This window comes from Streptomyces sp. CAU 1734 (genome assembly GCF_039888735.1).
Classification (GTDB): domain Bacteria; phylum Actinomycetota; class Actinomycetes; order Streptomycetales; family Streptomycetaceae; genus Streptomyces.
In genome coordinates, this window is the sequence record NZ_JBDQQP010000005.1 from 354,969 (window position 1) to 370,842 (window position 15,874).

A 15,874-nucleotide genomic window follows, 5' to 3' on the forward strand; every position below is an offset into this window, starting at 1 on the left:
TCCCCTCAGCCGGCCGGCTTCTCCCAGACCGAGACATGGGCGCGGCTCTCGCCGGTGAAGGGCTCCTTGGTCCACCCCTCCCAGCGGTCGCGCAGCCGCAGCCCGGCCAGCCGTGCCATCAGGTCGAGTTCGGACGGCCACACATAGCGGAAGGGGATCGACCAGTGCTCGGTCCCGCGGTCGGTGACGGTGACGTAGTGCGAACTCATCGCCTGGGTGGCGACGTCGTAGGTGTCGAACGCCCACCGCGAGTCGCTGATGTGGAAGGGCACCGCTCGCTGTCCCGGGGGCAGCAGACGCAGCTCGGGCACCCCCACCTCGACGACGAAGCAGCCGCCCGGGCGGAGATGGGCCGCGGCGTTGCGGAAGCAGGCCACCTGGGTGTCCTGCGCGGTCAGATTGTTGATGGTGTTGAAGACAAGGCAGACGGCGGTGAAGGTACCCGCCACCCGGGTGGTCGCGAAGTCGCCGATGGTCACCCCGATGGCGTCACCGCCCGGCTTGGCCCGCAGCCGGGCCGTCATCGCCCGGGACATCTCGATGCCGTGCACCGGAATCCCGCGAGCCGCCAGCGGGAGGGCGATTCTTCCGGTGCCGGTGCCGAATTCCAGTGCCGGGCCGTCACCCGCGAGCTCCGCCAGCAGGGCGACCGCCGGGTCCACCGCCTCCGGCCGGAACATCTCCGCGAGTGACGAGTCGTAGTCGGCGGCGATCTTTTCTCCGAAATGGCCGTCGTCATCATGCATTCCCGGAACGTAACTCCCGCCGCCGAAAAGGCGCATCCGGTTTTTTCGCGCCATCTCCCCGCCCTGCCCCGGGCCCGGAGGGTCACCCGCGAGGGTGGTCTCGCGGCGCTGTCGGCGTGGCCGCGGGCCGGCGGCGGGAGAGCGCGGTGTGCTCTGGCGGTGGGCACGTCCCGGACCGGTGGGACGGGGGTGACCCGCGCGGGGTGCTCACCGGACGAGGCCCCGCGGTGCCGCCGGCCGGTGCGCGGCGGTTCACCGCGTACGCGTCCGGCGGCACCCGGGCCGGTGGTCCCCATCGGCCCTTCCGGAGGAGTCGGAGGAGTCGGTCAATGAAGGCGTCAGGTCGTTCACTGGTGCGGGGCGCGGTGGTCCGTGCCGTGGTGACGGGGGTGCTGTGCGGCGCGATGGGCGCCGCCCCCCTCGCGGCGGAGGCGGATGACGACGAGGCGGAGGAGGCGCACGGACACCGGGTCCACACGGCCCCCGGTGTCTGGCGGCCCCCGGCCGGAGTGGTGGAGTTCACCGTGTTCGCCTGGGGTGCCGGGGGCGGCGGTGGCGGCGCCGGCGGCGGGGGAGGGGGCGGCGGTGGTGAGTTCGCCGGTTACCGCGACGGGGCCGGCGGCGGTGGCGGTGCCGGGGGAGGAGGCGGTGGCGCCGGGGGCGGGGGCATGTTCCTGCGGTGTGTCCTGCGGGTGGCGGAACTGCCCGCGGACCGGGAGATCAGTGTCTTTCCCGGCACGCCCCGAGCCGGGGGCCCGGGCGGGAACGGCGGCACGGGTGGCGCACCGGCGCGGGACCTCCCCGGTGAGGACGGCGGTCCGGGCGGCGACGGCGGCGGCGGATCCGACGGCGGGGACGGCCTCCCCGCCACCGTCTCCGCCGGCGCCCCCGGAGAGGAGACAGTGACCCTGGTACGGGCCGACGGCGGTGGCGGCGGAAGCGCCGGCGGAGCGGGCGGCGCCGGCGGCGGGGGAGGTGCCACCCCGGGCGGGGGCGCGACCGGCGGCAGCCCGGCCGCGGCGGCCGGCGGCGGCGAGGGCGCGAACGGCGGGATCTGCCGGGGCGTCTACGACGAGGCGCCCGGCCTGGACGGCGGTCCGGGCGGCGCCGGAGGGTCCGGCGGACAGGTGGCCGACGCGGTGCGCACCGCGGGCGGGGGCGGCTCCGGCGGAGCGGGCGGCACGGGAGGGAGGGCCGCGTGGACGTCGGTCGTTCTGCCGGGCGGTACGCGCTACACCGCCGCTGAGGCCACCGGGCGGGGCGGCAGCGGCGGCGCGGCGGCGCACGGCGGATCCGGGGGCGGCGGTTCGGCCGCCGGTGTCGGCGCCCCCGGCCCCGCCGCCGGAGGCACCCCGGCGGGCGGCGGCCCGGGCGGGCAGGGACATCCCGGGCTCGTGGTGATCGCCTGGTAGGCCCGGACGGGGCACAGGGACGGGGCGGCGGGGCGAACGGCCCACCGGAGCCGGGGCATGAGGCGGGCTCCGGAGCGGAGGAGCCCGCCTCGGGTGTGCCCGCCCGCCCATTGCGTGCGACGCGCTCTCACCCCACATGCACCCGGGGCCGCCGCGCCGGATCCGGTTCCGCCCGGCGCAGCACCTCACGGGTCACCGGGGCCGTCTCCCCGTCCCCGAAGACCAGAAAGCGCAGCAGATGCCCGAACGGAGCCCCCTCCGTCCAGGTGAAGTAGGCATGCGGGACCCGCCCCGTACGGTCCCTGATCGACAGCAGCACCGCGGCGATCGCGTTCGGCACCGTGGCACCCTCCACCCGCAGTCTGCGCACCCCGTACTTCTCGTCGCCGCGCACCGACAGATCCGCGGTGAAGTCCGACGAGTCCCGCACGAACGCCTCCAGGAAGAGCACCGGCCGGCCGCCGGGGATGTGTGCCTCCTGGCGCCGGCTGTACTCCTTCATCCGGTACTCGGCCGTGCTGTGCTCCGAGGGCTCGTGGGCGATGATCCGCACCGGGCCCTTCCGCGCCGCGTCGTCGATGAACCGCAGCGCGGTCGCGTCGATGACGATGTTCCCCGCCCGCAGCTCGAAGGCGCGGTGCACCCGGGAGGCGAAGGAGGTCAGCACGATCGCGGCGATGAAGAGCAGGGCGATTTTCAGCCCGTCGGGGCGCTCGATCACATTCGCGACCAGGGTGTAGGCGAAGACCGCGGTGATCATCCCGAAGCCCGCGGCGGCCCGCCGGTGACCCCCGCGGTGCACGGCGACGGCGGAGGCGAAGGCCGCCGACAGCATCAGGACCAGTACACCGGTCGCGTACGCCCCGCTCTGCCGGTCCACATTCGCGTCGAAGTACACGGTGATCGCCACCGCGATCCCCACGAAGACCAGTACCAGCGGCCGTACCGCCCGGGTCCATTCGGGTGCCATGCCGTACCGGGGCAGAAACCTCGGCACCAGATTGAGCAGCCCGGCCAGTGCCGAGGCGCCCGCGAACCACAGGATGCAGATGGTGGAGAGGTCGTACACGGTGCCGAACTGCTCGCCCAGATACCGGTGGGCCAGATAGGCGAGCGCCCGGCCGTTCGCCGGGCCGCCCGCCTTGAAGTCGTCCTGCGGGATCAGCAGCGTGGTCGCCAGGCTCGACAGCAGCAGAAAGACGCTCATGATGAGCGCGGCCGAGGTGAGCAGCTTCCGGGTGTCCCGGATCCGCCCGGCCGGACGCTCCTCGGTGTCCGTGGCATCGCCTCTGATCTGCGGCATCACCGCCACACCCGTCTCGAAGCCGGACATGCCGAGCGCCAGCTTGGGAAAGACCAGCAGAGCCACCCCGACCATCACCCAGGGGGAGGAGTGCTCGGCGGTCATCGCGTCCCACCAGTCGGGGATCACGACCGGAGCGCCGGCGATCCGCCACGCCGCCGAGGCGAGCACCACCACATTGAGCGCCAGATAGAGCGCGACCAGCACCACGGCGACCCCGATGGCCTCCCGGAAGCCCTTGAGGAAGACCGCGCCGAGCAGCCCGATCAGACCCAGGGTGATCCAGAGCGCGGCACCGTCCAGCCAGGAGGGCGCATAGGGGTTCTCCACCACATGCGCCGCCGCGTCGGCCGCCGAAAGGGTGATGGTGATGATGAAGTCGGTGGCCGCGAAGCCCAGCAGCACCAGGACGAGCAGCTTCCCCGGCCACCAGGGGAGCAGCCGTTCCAGCATCGCGATCGACCCCTCGCCGTGCGGTGACTCCCGGGCCACCCGGCGGTAGACCGGCAGCGCCCCGAAGAGGGTCAGCGCCAGCAGGACCAGGGTCGCCAGCGGCGAGAGCAGCCCGGCGGCCAGGGCCGCGATACCGGGCTGGTAGCCGAGGGTGGAGAAGTAGTCCACGCCGGTCAGGCACATCACCCGCCACCAGCGGTTGCCCCGGTGTTCGGGGGGCGGGGTGCCGTGCGGCCCGGGGTGGCGGGCCGCGGTCTCGCTGAGGCCGTCCAGCAGCCAGGCACGCACCTTCCGCTCCCCGCGGGGAGCGCGCGGAGAGGCGCCCGCGCGGGTGCCCGTCATCCGGCCCGCCCGGCGCTCATCGCGCCCGGGCGCCCGTCATGCGCGCCTGCCGGTCATGGGCGGCACTCCCTGTCCGTGCTCCTGGTCCTCGGCCGGACCCGCCGGCCCTCCTCGGCCCATGGTCACCCGCCTGGCCGGGACCGGCAGCCGAAGCGGGCGGGCGGCGGTACGGCCGTGAGCGGCTGAGGAGGGCGGGCGGCGGTACGGCCGCGGGCGGCCGAGGCGGGCGGGCGGCGGTACGGGATCCCGGGCCGTGCTCACGCCGTGAGCGGTACCGGTCCGGAGCCGTACAGGATCCGTCAAGAGCGTCACCGGCGCCGTATGGGACGTGTCAACGAAAGCCGCGCAGTGGCCGAAAAGGGGTTTCCTCGAACCGTCCCCAACCGGCGGACACACATCCACCGGACACCAGGCCGACCGGACACGGACATCAGTCCCCTCCTCCGGCCGGCACCGGTACGGAGACCAGTCCGTCCGGGCCCGGCACGGACACGAGCCCCCGGGCCCGTGTCCGGCGGGCGCGGGGACGACGGCGCCGCGGCCGCGGCGCCGGAACGACATCCCACCGACGGTTCCCATCCGGCGGTGCCGCCCGGCGGGCCCCCGGCCCGCCGCACGCGGCACCCGGCGGTGTGTGCCCGGCGGTCCGCATCCGAATCACCACAGGAGCTCACGATGGCCGACGCGGCCTTCGTCCTCACCACCGTCGCCGTTTTCGCGCTGGTGGTTCTCATCGCCAAGGGGGTGGCAAAGCTGTGACCGCCGAATCCATTGTCGGCCTGCTCGTGGCCGTCGCCCTGCTGGGCTATCTCGTCCTCGCCCTTCTGTACCCGGAGAGGTTCTAGCCCGGATATGAGTCCCGTACTTGCCGGTGTGCTCCAGTTGACGGCGCTGATCGCCGCACTCGCCCTCGCATACCGCCCGCTGGGCGATTACATGGCCCGGGTCTACTCCTCGGACCGCCACCTCCGTGCCGAGAAGTGGATCTACAAGGCCATCGGGGCCGACCCGAACACCGAGATGCGCTGGCCCTCCTACCTCCGCGGCGTGCTCGCCTTCTCCGCGGTCGGGGTCCTCTTCCTCTATCTCCTCCAGCGGGTCCAGGGCTCCCTGCCCGGCTCGCTCGGATTCCAGTCGATAGACCCGGACCAGGCGTTCAACACCGCCGCCTCCTTCGTCGCCAACACCAACTGGCAGTCCTACTACGGCGAACAGGCCATGGGCCATGTCGTGCAGACCGCCGGACTGGCGGTGCAGAACTTCGTCTCCGCCGCCGTCGGGATCGCCGTCGCCGTCGCCCTGGTCCGCGGCTTCGCCCGCTCGCGCACCGGTGAGCTGGGCAACTTCTGGGCCGACCTGGTCCGCGGCACCGTCCGGATCCTGCTCCCGATCTCCGTGATCGCGGCGGTCCTGCTGGTCGCCCTCGGCGCCATCCAGAACTTCTCCGGCATTCACGAGGTCGGGCAGTTCGGCGGCGGCACCCAGCAGTGGAACGGCGGCGCGGTCGCCTCCCAGGAGGCCATCAAGGAACTCGGCACCAATGGCGGCGGCTACTTCAACGCCAACTCCGCCCACCCCTTCGAGAACCCCAACGCGCTCTCCAATCTGCTGGAGATCTTCCTCATCCTGCTGATCCCCTTCTCCCTCACCCGCACCTTCGGCCGCATGGTCGGCAGCGTGAAGCAGGGGTACGCGATCCTCGGCACGATGTCCCTGATCTGGATCGGGTTCACCGCGCTGATGATGTGGACCGAATTCGCCCACCCCGGCGAGGCGTTCCAGCAGGCCGGCGCCGCGATGGAGGGCAAGGAGACCCGGTTCGGGGTCGCCGGCTCGTCGCTCTTCGCCGTGGCCACCACCCTCACCTCCACCGGAGCGGTCAACAGCTTCCACTCCTCCTACACCGGCTTCGGCGGCGGAATCACCATGCTCGGCATGCAGCTGGGCGAGATCGCGCCCGGCGGCGTCGGCTCCGGCCTCTACGGAATGCTGATCATGGCGGTGATCGCGGTCTTCATCGCCGGTCTGATGGTCGGCCGGACCCCCGAGTACCTGGGCAAGAAGATCGGCACCCGCGAGATCAAATTCGCCGCCTGCTACATCCTGATCACCCCGACCCTGGTACTCGGCTTCACGGCGGCGGCGATGGCCCTGGACACCCCCGGGAACTCGATGACCAACTCGGGCGCCCACGGCTTCTCCGAGATCCTGTACGCCTACACCTCGGGCGCCAACAACAACGGCTCCGCCTTCGCCGGGCTGAACGCCGACACCCAGTGGTTCAACACCACCATCGGACTGGCGATGCTCCTCGGCCGCTTCCTGCCGATGGTCTTCGTTCTCGCGCTCGCCGGATCGCTCGCCGAACAGCAGCCGGTTCCCGCCACCTCCGGAACCCTGCGGACCGAGAAGCCGCTCTTCACGGGCCTGCTGGTCGGCACCATCCTCATCATCACCGGACTGACCTACTTCCCCGCCCTCGCGCTGGGACCGCTCGCCGAAGGGCTCGCGTCATGAGCACGATCACTCCCACCCGGGCACCGCACCCGGATGTGCCCACCGGGCACAAGCCCGAGAGCGGGCGCGTCGGCGGCGGACTCTTCGACGCCGGACAGCTCGTCAAGTCCTTCCCCGACGCGCTGCGCAAGCTCGACCCCCGGGTGATGGTCAAGTCCCCCGTGATGTTCGTCGTCCTCATCGGCTCCGTCGTCACCACCGCGCTGGCCATCAGCGACCCGGGCAACGGCTTCGGCTGGGCGATCACCGCCTGGCTCTGGCTCACCACCGTCTTCGCCAACCTCGCCGAAGCCGTCGCCGAGGGCCGCGGCAAGGCGCAGGCCGACACCCTGCGCAAGGCCAAGACCGATACCGTGGCCCGCCGCCTCGGCCCGAACGGCGAGGAGCGGGTCCCCGGCACCGAACTGCGCATCGGCGACCGGGTGGTCTGCGAGGCCGGCGACATCATCCCCGGTGACGGCGATGTGGCCGAGGGAGTCGCCTCCGTCGACGAATCCGCCATCACCGGCGAGTCCGCTCCCGTCATCCGGGAGTCCGGCGGCGACCGCAGCGCCGTCACCGGCGGCACCAAGGTCCTCTCCGACCGGATCGTCGTCACCATCACCACCAAGCCGGGCGAGACCTTCATCGACCGGATGATCAGCCTGGTGGAGGGGGCGGCCCGGCAGAAGACCCCCAATGAGATCGCCCTCAACATCCTGCTGGCCTCGCTCACGATCGTCTTCCTGCTCGCCGTGGTCACCCTCAAGCCGTTCGCCGTCTACGCGGGCGCCGACGACGAGACCTCGCTGATCGTGCTGACCGCACTGCTGGTCTGCCTCATCCCCACCACCATCGGCGCCCTGCTCTCCGCCATCGGCATCGCCGGAATGGACCGGCTGGTCCAGCGCAATGTGCTCGCCATGTCCGGCCGCGCCGTGGAAGCGGCGGGCGATGTCTCCACCCTGCTCCTCGACAAGACCGGCACCATCACCCTCGGCAACCGCCAGGCCGCCGAGTTCGTCCCCGTCACCGGCGCGAGCCGGGAGGAACTCGCCGACGCCGCCCATCTCTCCTCGCTCGCCGACGAGACCCCCGAGGGCCGCTCCATCGTCGTCCTCGCCAAGGACGAGTACGGCATGCGCGAGCGGCCCCCGGGCGAACTCCCGGGCGCCGAGTGGATCGCCTTCACCGCCCAGACCCGGATGTCCGGGGTCGACATCGACGGCCGCCGGATCCGCAAGGGCGCGGCGGGCTCCATCAGCGCCTGGGTGCGCGAGCAGGGCGGCACCCTCTCGGACGACACCGACCGGGTCACCGACCGGATATCCCAGGCCGGCGGCACTCCGCTGCTGGTCGCGGTCGATGACGCCGACGGTCCCCGGGTGCTCGGTGTCATCCACCTCAAGGACGTCGTCAAGGAGGGGATGCGCGAACGCTTCGACGAACTGCGCCGGATGGGCATCAAGACCGTGATGATCACCGGTGACAACCCGCTGACCGCGCGGGCGATAGCCGAGGAGGCCGGCGTCGACGACTTCCTCGCCGAGGCCACCCCCGAGGACAAGATGGCCCTCATCAAGCGGGAACAGGCCGGCGGCAAGCTCGTCGCCATGACCGGTGACGGCACCAACGACGCGCCCGCCCTCGCCCAGGCGGACGTCGGCGTGGCGATGAACACCGGCACCTCGGCCGCCAAGGAGGCCGGGAACATGGTCGACCTCGACTCCAACCCGACCAAACTCATCGAGATAGTCGAGATCGGCAAACAGCTCCTCATCACCCGGGGCGCGCTCACCACCTTCTCCATCGCCAATGACGTGGCGAAGTACTTCGCGATCATCCCCGCGATGTTCGCCGCCGCCTATCCGGGCCTGGACAAGCTGAACATCATGCGGCTCTCCTCACCGGACTCCGCGATCCTCTCCGCCGTCATCTTCAACGCGCTGATCATCATCGCCCTGGTGCCGCTCGCCCTGAAGGGCGTCCGCTACCGGCCCAGCAGCGCGGACCGGATGCTCCGGCGCAACCTCACGGTGTACGGACTCGGCGGCCTCGTCGCCCCGTTCATCGGCATCAAACTCATCGATCTGCTCATCTCCCTCATTCCTGGCATCGGGTGACGACCATGAACACCTCCGTACGCAACACGGGCCGGCTGCTGGGCGCCGCCCTGCGCGCCCTGCTCGTCCTCACCGTCGTCTGCGGTGTCCTCTATCCGCTCGCCGTGACCGGGGTCGCCCAGGGTCTCTTCCCGGCCAAGGCCAACGGTTCGGAGATCACCTCCGGCGGGAAGGTCGTCGGCTCCTCGCTCATCGGCCAGAGCTACCACCTGCCGAAGAAGGACCCGGACGACGCCGGCGAGGCGGTGCGGCCGGACCTTCGCTGGTTCCAGCCGCGTCCCTCCAACGGCCTGGGCACCAACAGTGTCAACACCCAGTACTCCCTGATCCTCTCCGGCGCCACCAACCGCTCGGGGGACAACGACGAACTGATCCAGTGGGTGAAGGACGCGAAAACGGCCGTGGCCGAGGACAACTCCACCGCCGGCCGGCCGGTCGACCGCTCGGACGTACCGGCCGACGCCGTCACCTCCTCCGGCTCCGGTCTGGACCCGCACATCTCGCCCGAGTACGCAGAACTCCAGGTCAACCGGGTCGCCGAGAAGAACGGCCTGGACGCGGGGAAGGTGGCGAAGCTGGTCGGGCAGCACACCGACGGCCGGATCCTCGGCTTCATCGGGGAGCCCCGGGTCAATGTGCTGGAACTCAATGTCGCCCTGCGGGAACTGACCGGCGCGGGCGGACGCTGACGGTCCGGCGGGCGGGTTCCGTGTCCCCCACCGCATACGGCGACGGCCACCGGGAACCTCCCGGTGGCCGTCGCCGTACGAGCGCGGGGGCTCAGCCGCCCTGTACCGGTTCCGGGTCGTTCGGCGTGACCGGTGCGGGTGCGGGTGCGGGGGTGTCGCCGTGGCCCGCCGCGGGCGCCGGCGCGGCGACCGCCGCCGGGCCGGCGGCCCCGTCGGTGCACTCCGCCAGCGGCTTGGCGACCTTGCGCGACTCGCCCACCCTCGCGACCAGCGGTTCCGTCCAGCGCGCGGCCAGCGGCCCCAGAATCACCAGGATCAGCACATACGCGGTGGCGATCGGGCCGATCCTCGGTTCGGTGGCGACCGCCAGACCCGCGATCACGATGGAGAACTCGCCCCGGGCCACCAGCGCGCCGCCCGCCCGCAGACTCCCGCGCGGGCCGATGCCGGCCCGCCGTGCCGCGTACCAGCCGGTGAGGATCTTGGTGAAGGCGGTGACCACGGCGAGCAGCAGCGCGGGCAGCAGCACCGGCGGGATCTCGGTCGGGTCCGTCGACAGACCGAAGAAGACGAAGAACACGGCGGCGAAGAGATCCCGCAGCGGCGTCAGCAGCCTCCGGGCGCCCTCGGCCACCTCGCCCGACAGGGCGATGCCGACCAGGAACGCGCCGACCGCCGCCGAGACCTGGAGCTCCTGTGCGACTCCGGCGACCAGCAGGGTCAGCCCGAGCACCACCAGCAGCAGCATCTCCGGGTTGTCCGAGGAGACCGCACGGCTGATCAGCCTGCCGTGGCGCAGGGCCGCATAGAGGACGATGCCGACGGTGCCGAGCGCGATCAGCAGGGTGATGCTGCCGCCCGCCAGGCCCACACCCGCCAGCAGCGCGGTGAGCAGCGGCAGATAGACCGCCATCGCCAGATCCTCCATCACGAGGATGCCGAGGATCACCGGGGTCTCGCGGTTGCCGAGCCGTCCCATGTCGGTGAGCACCTTCGCGATCACACCGGAGGACGAGATCCAGGTGACACCGGCCAGCGCGACCGCCGCCACCGGGCCCCAGCCGAGCAGCAGGGCCGCCGCCGCGCCGGGCAGCGCGTTCAGGACGAAGTCGACGGCGCCCGACGGATACTGGGTCTTCAGGCTGCCGACCAGCTCGGAGGCGCTGTACTCCAGCCCGAGCAGGAGCAGCAGCAGAATGACGCCGATCTCCGCGCCCACGGCGACGAAGTCCTCACTCGCGCTCATCGGCAGCAGCCCGCCGGTGCCGAAGGCGAGGCCCACCAGCAGATAGAGCGGGATGGGGGAGAGGCCGATACGCCCGGCGAAACGGCCTATCAGCCCCAGTCCGAGGATGATCGCGCCCAGTTCGATGAGCAGTGCGGTCGTCTCGTGCACGATCAGCCTCCGGCGATGATCTCGGCGAGGGCGTCGACGCCCTCACGGGTGCCGACCGCGACCAGGGTGTCGCCGATGGCGAACCGGAAGTCCGGGCCCGGCGACGGGTGGGCGCTGGTGCGCCGCAGCACGGCGACGATCGACGCGCCGGTACGGCTGCGCGCCCGGGTCTCGGCGAGCAGCCGTCCGCCGTAGGGGGAGCGGGTGCCCACCGGGATGTGCTCGGTGACCAGGTCGATGCCGTCGGTCCGCACGGCGTCGATCGGCAGGGGGTCGATGAGATGCGCCAGCGCGGTGGCCTCCGCCGAGGAGAGCGGCACGGAGAGCTGACAGGCGTCGGGGTCGTCGGAGGCGTAGAAGCCCAGGAACCGCCGGCCGTCGTGGTGGACGACCACCGAAATGTGGCGCCCCTCTTCGGTGGTGAAGTCGTATTGGATGCCGACTCCGGGCAGTGAGGTGCGACGGGTTCCCATGCTCGCCTCCCGAGGCGTGGGTCGTCCTCTCACCGGGGGAGGGTGAGCGGTGCGGTGGGTTGAGGTGTACCAGACAGTCTACGGAAGTGGATCAGAACGGTCCGGGGGCGGGTCCCGGCCATGTGGCCAGGAAACGTCGCTATCGCCGTGCGGGGGCGTCCCTTTCGGGAGCGGGCCCTCGGGCCCGTCCGTCCCGGATCACACCCTTCAGGGCCTCCGGCACCCGCTACCGGACCTCCGGCACCCGCTACCGGGCCTGCGGATCCCGCCGGACCGCCGGGAGTTCACCGCGCGCTCCGCACCGGTGACCGGCCGGCCGGGGAGCCGGCGCACGGTCTCCACCCGGAACCGAACCGGCTCCGGGCGCTCCGCGACCGCCGGGGCCGGGGCCGGAGCCGTCGGGCATCAGCGCGCGCGACACCGTGACGGCCGCGCCCTCATGGCGCGGCCGCGCCGCTCAGCCCGCCGCCGCGCGCGCCGTGTACGCCAGTGGGTCGCCCAGCACATCCTGGACCACCAGCGCCGCCGCGCCGCGCGCCGCGTCCGCCGCCGGGGAGGAGGCCCGCAGCCGGGAGCCCGAGGCGGGCCAGAGCCCGGAGACCACACCGGTGCCCAGCACGGCGGCGGCCGGCGGGATCAGCCAGGGCGCGAGCGGGCGGTAGATCCCGCCGAGAACCACCGCCGCCGGGTCGAAGAGATTGACCGCGCCCGACAGCACCCGGCCCAGCATCACTCCCGCGGTCTCCAGCCCCGCCAGCGCCGGCCGGTCGCCCGCCCTGGCCCGGCGCTCCAGCTCGGCGACGGCCGTCGCGCCGTTCGGGTCGTCGATCCGCGCCGCCCGCAGCAGCGCCGACTGGCCCGCGTACAGCTCCAGACAGCCGCGCCCGCCGCAGCGGCACCCGGGGCCGTCCGGGACCGCCGACACATGCCCGATCTCGCCCGCGAAACCGTGCGCCCCGCGGAGCAGTTCGCCGTTCAGCACCAGCGCCCCGCCTATCCCGATCTCACCGGTCAGCTGGAGAAAGGTGCGGATCCCGCCGAGCCCGCCGAACCACAGCTCGGCCAGCGCCGCCAGATTGGCCTCGTTCTCCGATCGGACCGGCAGCACCGGCAGCCCGGGGCGGAGCGCGGCGAGCGCCGCGGCGAACGGCTCCTCGGCGGCTGTCCGGGTCCAGCCCAGATTGGGGGCCTGCCGGACGGTCCCGGCGGAGACCAGCCCGGGGAGGGCCAGTGCCGCACCCGCCGGGGAGAGCTCCTGCTCCGCCGCGGAGGACATGGCCCGCGCGGCGATGTGCGCCGCCCGGCGCAGCACCCGGCCCGGCGGCGCGCCCCGGTTGTCGAGGTACTCCACCAGCCGCACCCGGTCGGTACCGGCCAGATCCACCACACAGACCGCGACATAGTCGACATTGATCTCGACGCCCAGCCCGGCGAGTCCGGTGCGCGCCACCTTCAGCACGGTGCCGGGGCGGCCCGCCTGGCCGCTGAAGCTCTTGCCCGACTCGGAGAGGAATCCGCCGTCCAGCAGCTGTTCGACCAGGGAGGAGATCGCGGCCCGGGTCAGGCCGACCCGCGCGGAGACACCGGCCCGGGTGATCTCACCGGACTCCCGCACGGCGCGCAGCACCAGGCTCAGATTGTGGCGGCGCACCGTGTCCCGGCCGGCTTTGGGCTCCAGCGCATCCCGCACGGCCGGCCGTGCCCGCAGGGATCTCTCCACGTGTCAGCCCTGTGGCCCGCGGTATCCCAGGGATGCCTCGATGCGCCCGGCGAGGCCGTCCCGGCGCCGGGGCCCGCGCCCGGTGGAGCCGGCCAGCCAGGAGCGGCACTTGCTGCCCAGGAGGAGCCCGAAGCTCTCCGCCTCGCTCTCCTCGCTCTGGTCGAACCGGGTCCTGGCGGCGACCTTGAGCACGGTGGCCTGGAGGTCCGCCTCGTCCGAGAGGAGCCGGGCCGCGACGGCCGCGCCCTCGACATGGTGCGAGCAGTGGCCGGCCTTCATGTGCCAGAGCTCGTGCCCGAGGATGACCAGCTGGTGATCGGGGGCGGTGCGCTCCTCGATGACGATCAGATCCTGGTCCTTCATGTCCAGCCAGAGGCCGCTGGCGGTCCCCGGGGGGAAGGTGGCCATGCGGTACCGGACCGGACGGCCGCGGCGTCTGCTCATCTGACCGCACAGGGCGGCATAGAGATCAGCGGGCTCCGCCGGGGCCGGCAGGTCGATTCCGGCTACCAGCTCGCCGCAGAGCCGACGCATCTCCTTGCCAATGCTCACCGTTCTCCTCTCCCCCGCAGCGGCCGCGTGCACACGTGCGGCCTCAACCCTGCCCTGACATCACGTCTTTTCTGAAGTCAAGTTTCCGTCGCCTTTGACGCATCGGTGTCCTCGGCGGGCTTGACGCTCTCCAGCAGCATGTCCAGCCATTCGGTGACCTTGTCCCGGTGTTTGTCGGTGGGCAGCTGCGCCGCCCGCCAGGCGATCCCGCGGACACCGTGGTCCTGGAGGAGGCGTTCCAGCGGATCGCTCTCGCCCGCGTACTCCTGGAGATCCTGGAGCAGGCGCTGCTCGGTGCGCTGGAGCGCGCCGTTGAGCGCGTCCGTGTCCTCGGCGGTGAGAAAGCCCGCGTGCACCTTGAAGAACCGCTGGATCGCGTCGCAGTGCTCCATGGTGGGGCGCCGGTCGCCGTTGATGAGGGCGCCCGCCTGCTGGCGGGACATGCCCGCCCCGTCGGCGATCTCCTGCTGGGTCCAGCGGCGGCCGTTGGCCTTGAGCCGGGTTCTGCGCAGCAGGTCGAAGCGCTGGAGGAAGCGTGCCTGGAGATCGGGTTCACCCGCGGGCCTGCCCTCCAGCAGGGCGCCGACCACATCGGCCGGCACGCCGGAGGCGTTGGAGAGCTCGTGCAGGTCGAACACCTCGCCCTGACCGAGCCCCAGTCTGCCGGCGAGTTCACAGACGCGGGCAACCGAAGCCGCCAGCGGGCCTGCGGCCGCCGGGCCCGGAACCGAGAAGCCGTCTGTCACCAGTAGGTCTCCTAGATCACGCGAGATGGCTCCGCACACAGTTGGCTGCCCGGAGATTAACGGTTTCGCGGACGTACAACCAGCTCTTGCCACAGCTGTGGCGCGATCTGCGCGTTCGGCGGCGCGGAATGCCACGATAGTTGACATGATGGCTCTTCCGGTAGCAGGATCGCCGGGCGGGGTGAAGATCCAAAGGGCGCTGCCGCAGCGGGACTTCGAGAAGGGTGGCGTTCTCGATGACACATGAGGCGGGTATCGGCCGTCGTGGTGTCCACGGGCGTCAGGAGTGCGCGGGGACCAACCGGGGCACACACCGGTCGCGGAGGCTGACCGACATATTGCGCGGGCGCAGGGAAGAACTGGGCCTGAGCGTGGCCGAGGTGGCCGCGCGGCTCGACATCAGTACGGGTGACTACGGCACCTGGGAACGCACCCCGGTCCAGGAGTGGACCGAGGAGCGACTCCACGCGCTGGTCAAGGCGCTGGAGATGACCGACCAGCAGGGCGGCTGGCTCTTCCGGCTGGCCGTCGACCGGGAGCCGTCGCGCCCGCTCAACGGCCAGGCGGCGCGTGCCGTGTCGCCCATGGGGCCGGCCCGGCCGTCCGGGCCCGCCTTTCCGTCCGGGCCGATCCGTCCGTACGCGCCGGTGACCACACCCGTGGTCACCCGGCCCGCGCCGGTGGCCGCGGACGCCCCGGGTCCGCCGGACCCCGGCACCCGGGACTACCTCCGCGACTACGCCACGATGATGGACGCGGTACCGCTGCCGTCGGTCCTCTTCGACCGCCGGTGGGACGTGGCGCATGTCAATCCGGCCTTCCAGACGCTCTTCCGGGGCATGGGAGACCACCCGACGGCGATGCCGGACCAGAATTTCCTCCGCTTCGTGCTCTTCCATCCGGATGCCGGGGCGGTCCTCGGCGACCGTGAGACCAGCTGGTGTCTGCCGCTCCTCGCCCAGCTGGAGTCGGCGCTGGAGCGCTATGAGAACGACGGTGTGCTTCAGGCCATTCGCAGCGACATCGCGGACGACCCGATCATGGACGCCGCCTACCGGTGCGGGCTCCCGCACTGGATGCGGGCCACCGGCGCGGCGGCGGTCCACCACGACGGAGCGGTCCGCCCGCTGCACCATCCGGACCCCCGGTGGGGCAAGTCGTGCCGGATCGTGGACGAGACACCGGCGACCCTTCAGGACCACGGGTACACCCGGATGACCCTGGTCCTCCGGGAGGGCCTGGGCATGAACCCGCCGACCGTCCGGCGCGGCAAGACCCATCTGCGGGCCGTCTCCAGCGGCTGACGCCGCGGAGCGGCGCGGGCACGGCCGTGGGGGGCCGTTGCCCGCGGGCCCCGGGTTCGTTCCCCGTCCCGACCCGTGGGGGGCCGGGACGGGGACGGACCCGGGCCCGGACGACCCGC

13 protein-coding genes are annotated in these 15,874 nt (G+C 72.2%); 6 read left to right on the forward strand and 7 right to left on the reverse strand.

The features are described from left to right. Nucleotides 1-5: 5 nt before the first annotated feature. Complete coding sequence (locus AAFN69_RS12215; RefSeq protein WP_347728419.1) at nt 6-746, reverse strand: class I SAM-dependent methyltransferase; 741 nt, start codon at nt 744-746, stop codon at nt 6-8. Between the two features lie 329 nt (nt 747-1,075). On the opposite strand from AAFN69_RS12215, the gene AAFN69_RS12220 reads away from it, so the two are divergent. After that, nucleotides 1,076-2,158, forward strand: a complete 1,083-nt coding sequence (locus AAFN69_RS12220; RefSeq protein ID WP_347728420.1) for a hypothetical protein — start codon at nt 1,076-1,078, stop codon at nt 2,156-2,158. Nucleotides 2,159-2,285: 127 nt separating this feature from the next. Here AAFN69_RS12220 and AAFN69_RS12225 read toward each other — a convergent pair whose 3' ends face one another. Further along, on the reverse strand, nt 2,286-4,256 hold the full coding sequence (locus AAFN69_RS12225) for an amino acid transporter (protein WP_347728421.1): 1,971 nt from the start codon (nt 4,254-4,256) through the stop codon (nt 2,286-2,288). 755 nt (nt 4,257-5,011) lie between these two features. Between AAFN69_RS12225 and kdpF the strand changes: the two genes are divergently transcribed. From kdpF to AAFN69_RS12245, 4 genes are read left to right on the forward strand one after another with little or no spacing between them, the layout of a single operon-like run. Next, a complete protein-coding gene (gene kdpF, locus AAFN69_RS12230) occupies nt 5,012-5,101 on the forward strand; it encodes a K(+)-transporting ATPase subunit F (RefSeq protein ID WP_347728422.1) in 90 nt (29 codons plus the stop codon). Between the two features lie 7 nt (nt 5,102-5,108). Beyond that, nucleotides 5,109-6,773 (forward strand): potassium-transporting ATPase subunit KdpA, encoded by a 1,665-nt coding sequence (gene kdpA, locus AAFN69_RS12235; RefSeq protein WP_347728423.1) that lies wholly within the window; start codon nt 5,109-5,111, stop codon nt 6,771-6,773. Then, entirely contained in the window at nt 6,770-8,875 is a 2,106-nt protein-coding gene (kdpB, locus tag AAFN69_RS12240; RefSeq protein WP_347728424.1) for a potassium-transporting ATPase subunit KdpB, read from the forward strand. The genes kdpA and kdpB overlap by 4 nt, the downstream gene beginning before the upstream one ends. Before the next feature lie 5 nt (nt 8,876-8,880). After that, complete coding sequence (locus AAFN69_RS12245) at nt 8,881-9,564, forward strand: potassium-transporting ATPase subunit C (RefSeq protein ID WP_347728425.1); 684 nt, start codon at nt 8,881-8,883, stop codon at nt 9,562-9,564. Nucleotides 9,565-9,655: 91 nt separating this feature from the next. On the opposite strand, the gene AAFN69_RS12250 is transcribed toward AAFN69_RS12245, so the two are convergent. The 5 genes from AAFN69_RS12250 to AAFN69_RS12270 form a co-directional block, all read right to left on the reverse strand. Next, on the reverse strand, nt 9,656-10,960 hold the full coding sequence (locus tag AAFN69_RS12250; RefSeq protein WP_347728426.1) for a cation:proton antiporter: 1,305 nt from the start codon (nt 10,958-10,960) through the stop codon (nt 9,656-9,658). Between the two features lie 2 nt (nt 10,961-10,962). Beyond that, nucleotides 10,963-11,433, reverse strand: a complete 471-nt coding sequence (locus tag AAFN69_RS12255; protein ID WP_347728427.1) for a TrkA C-terminal domain-containing protein — start codon at nt 11,431-11,433, stop codon at nt 10,963-10,965. 457 nt (nt 11,434-11,890) lie between these two features. Further along, the gene (locus AAFN69_RS12260) at nt 11,891-13,153 is read right to left on the reverse strand and encodes an ROK family protein (protein WP_347728428.1); all 1,263 of its coding nucleotides are present in this window, start codon (nt 13,151-13,153) and stop codon (nt 11,891-11,893) included. A gap of 3 nt (nt 13,154-13,156) precedes the next feature. After that, nucleotides 13,157-13,687, reverse strand: coding sequence for a toxin-antitoxin system, toxin component (locus tag AAFN69_RS12265; protein ID WP_347728535.1), 531 nt, complete (start codon nt 13,685-13,687; stop codon nt 13,157-13,159). A 95-nt stretch (nt 13,688-13,782) separates the two neighbouring features. Continuing rightward, nucleotides 13,783-14,451, reverse strand: coding sequence for a helix-turn-helix transcriptional regulator (locus AAFN69_RS12270; RefSeq protein WP_347728429.1), 669 nt, complete (start codon nt 14,449-14,451; stop codon nt 13,783-13,785). 236 nt (nt 14,452-14,687) lie between these two features. Here AAFN69_RS12270 and AAFN69_RS12275 point away from each other — a divergent pair, with 236 nt between their 5' ends. Further along, nucleotides 14,688-15,755: a transcriptional regulator gene (locus AAFN69_RS12275; protein WP_347728430.1), complete on the forward strand. Its 1,068-nt coding sequence runs from the start codon at nt 14,688-14,690 to the stop codon at nt 15,753-15,755. The last annotated feature ends 119 nt before the right edge of the window (nt 15,756-15,874 follow it).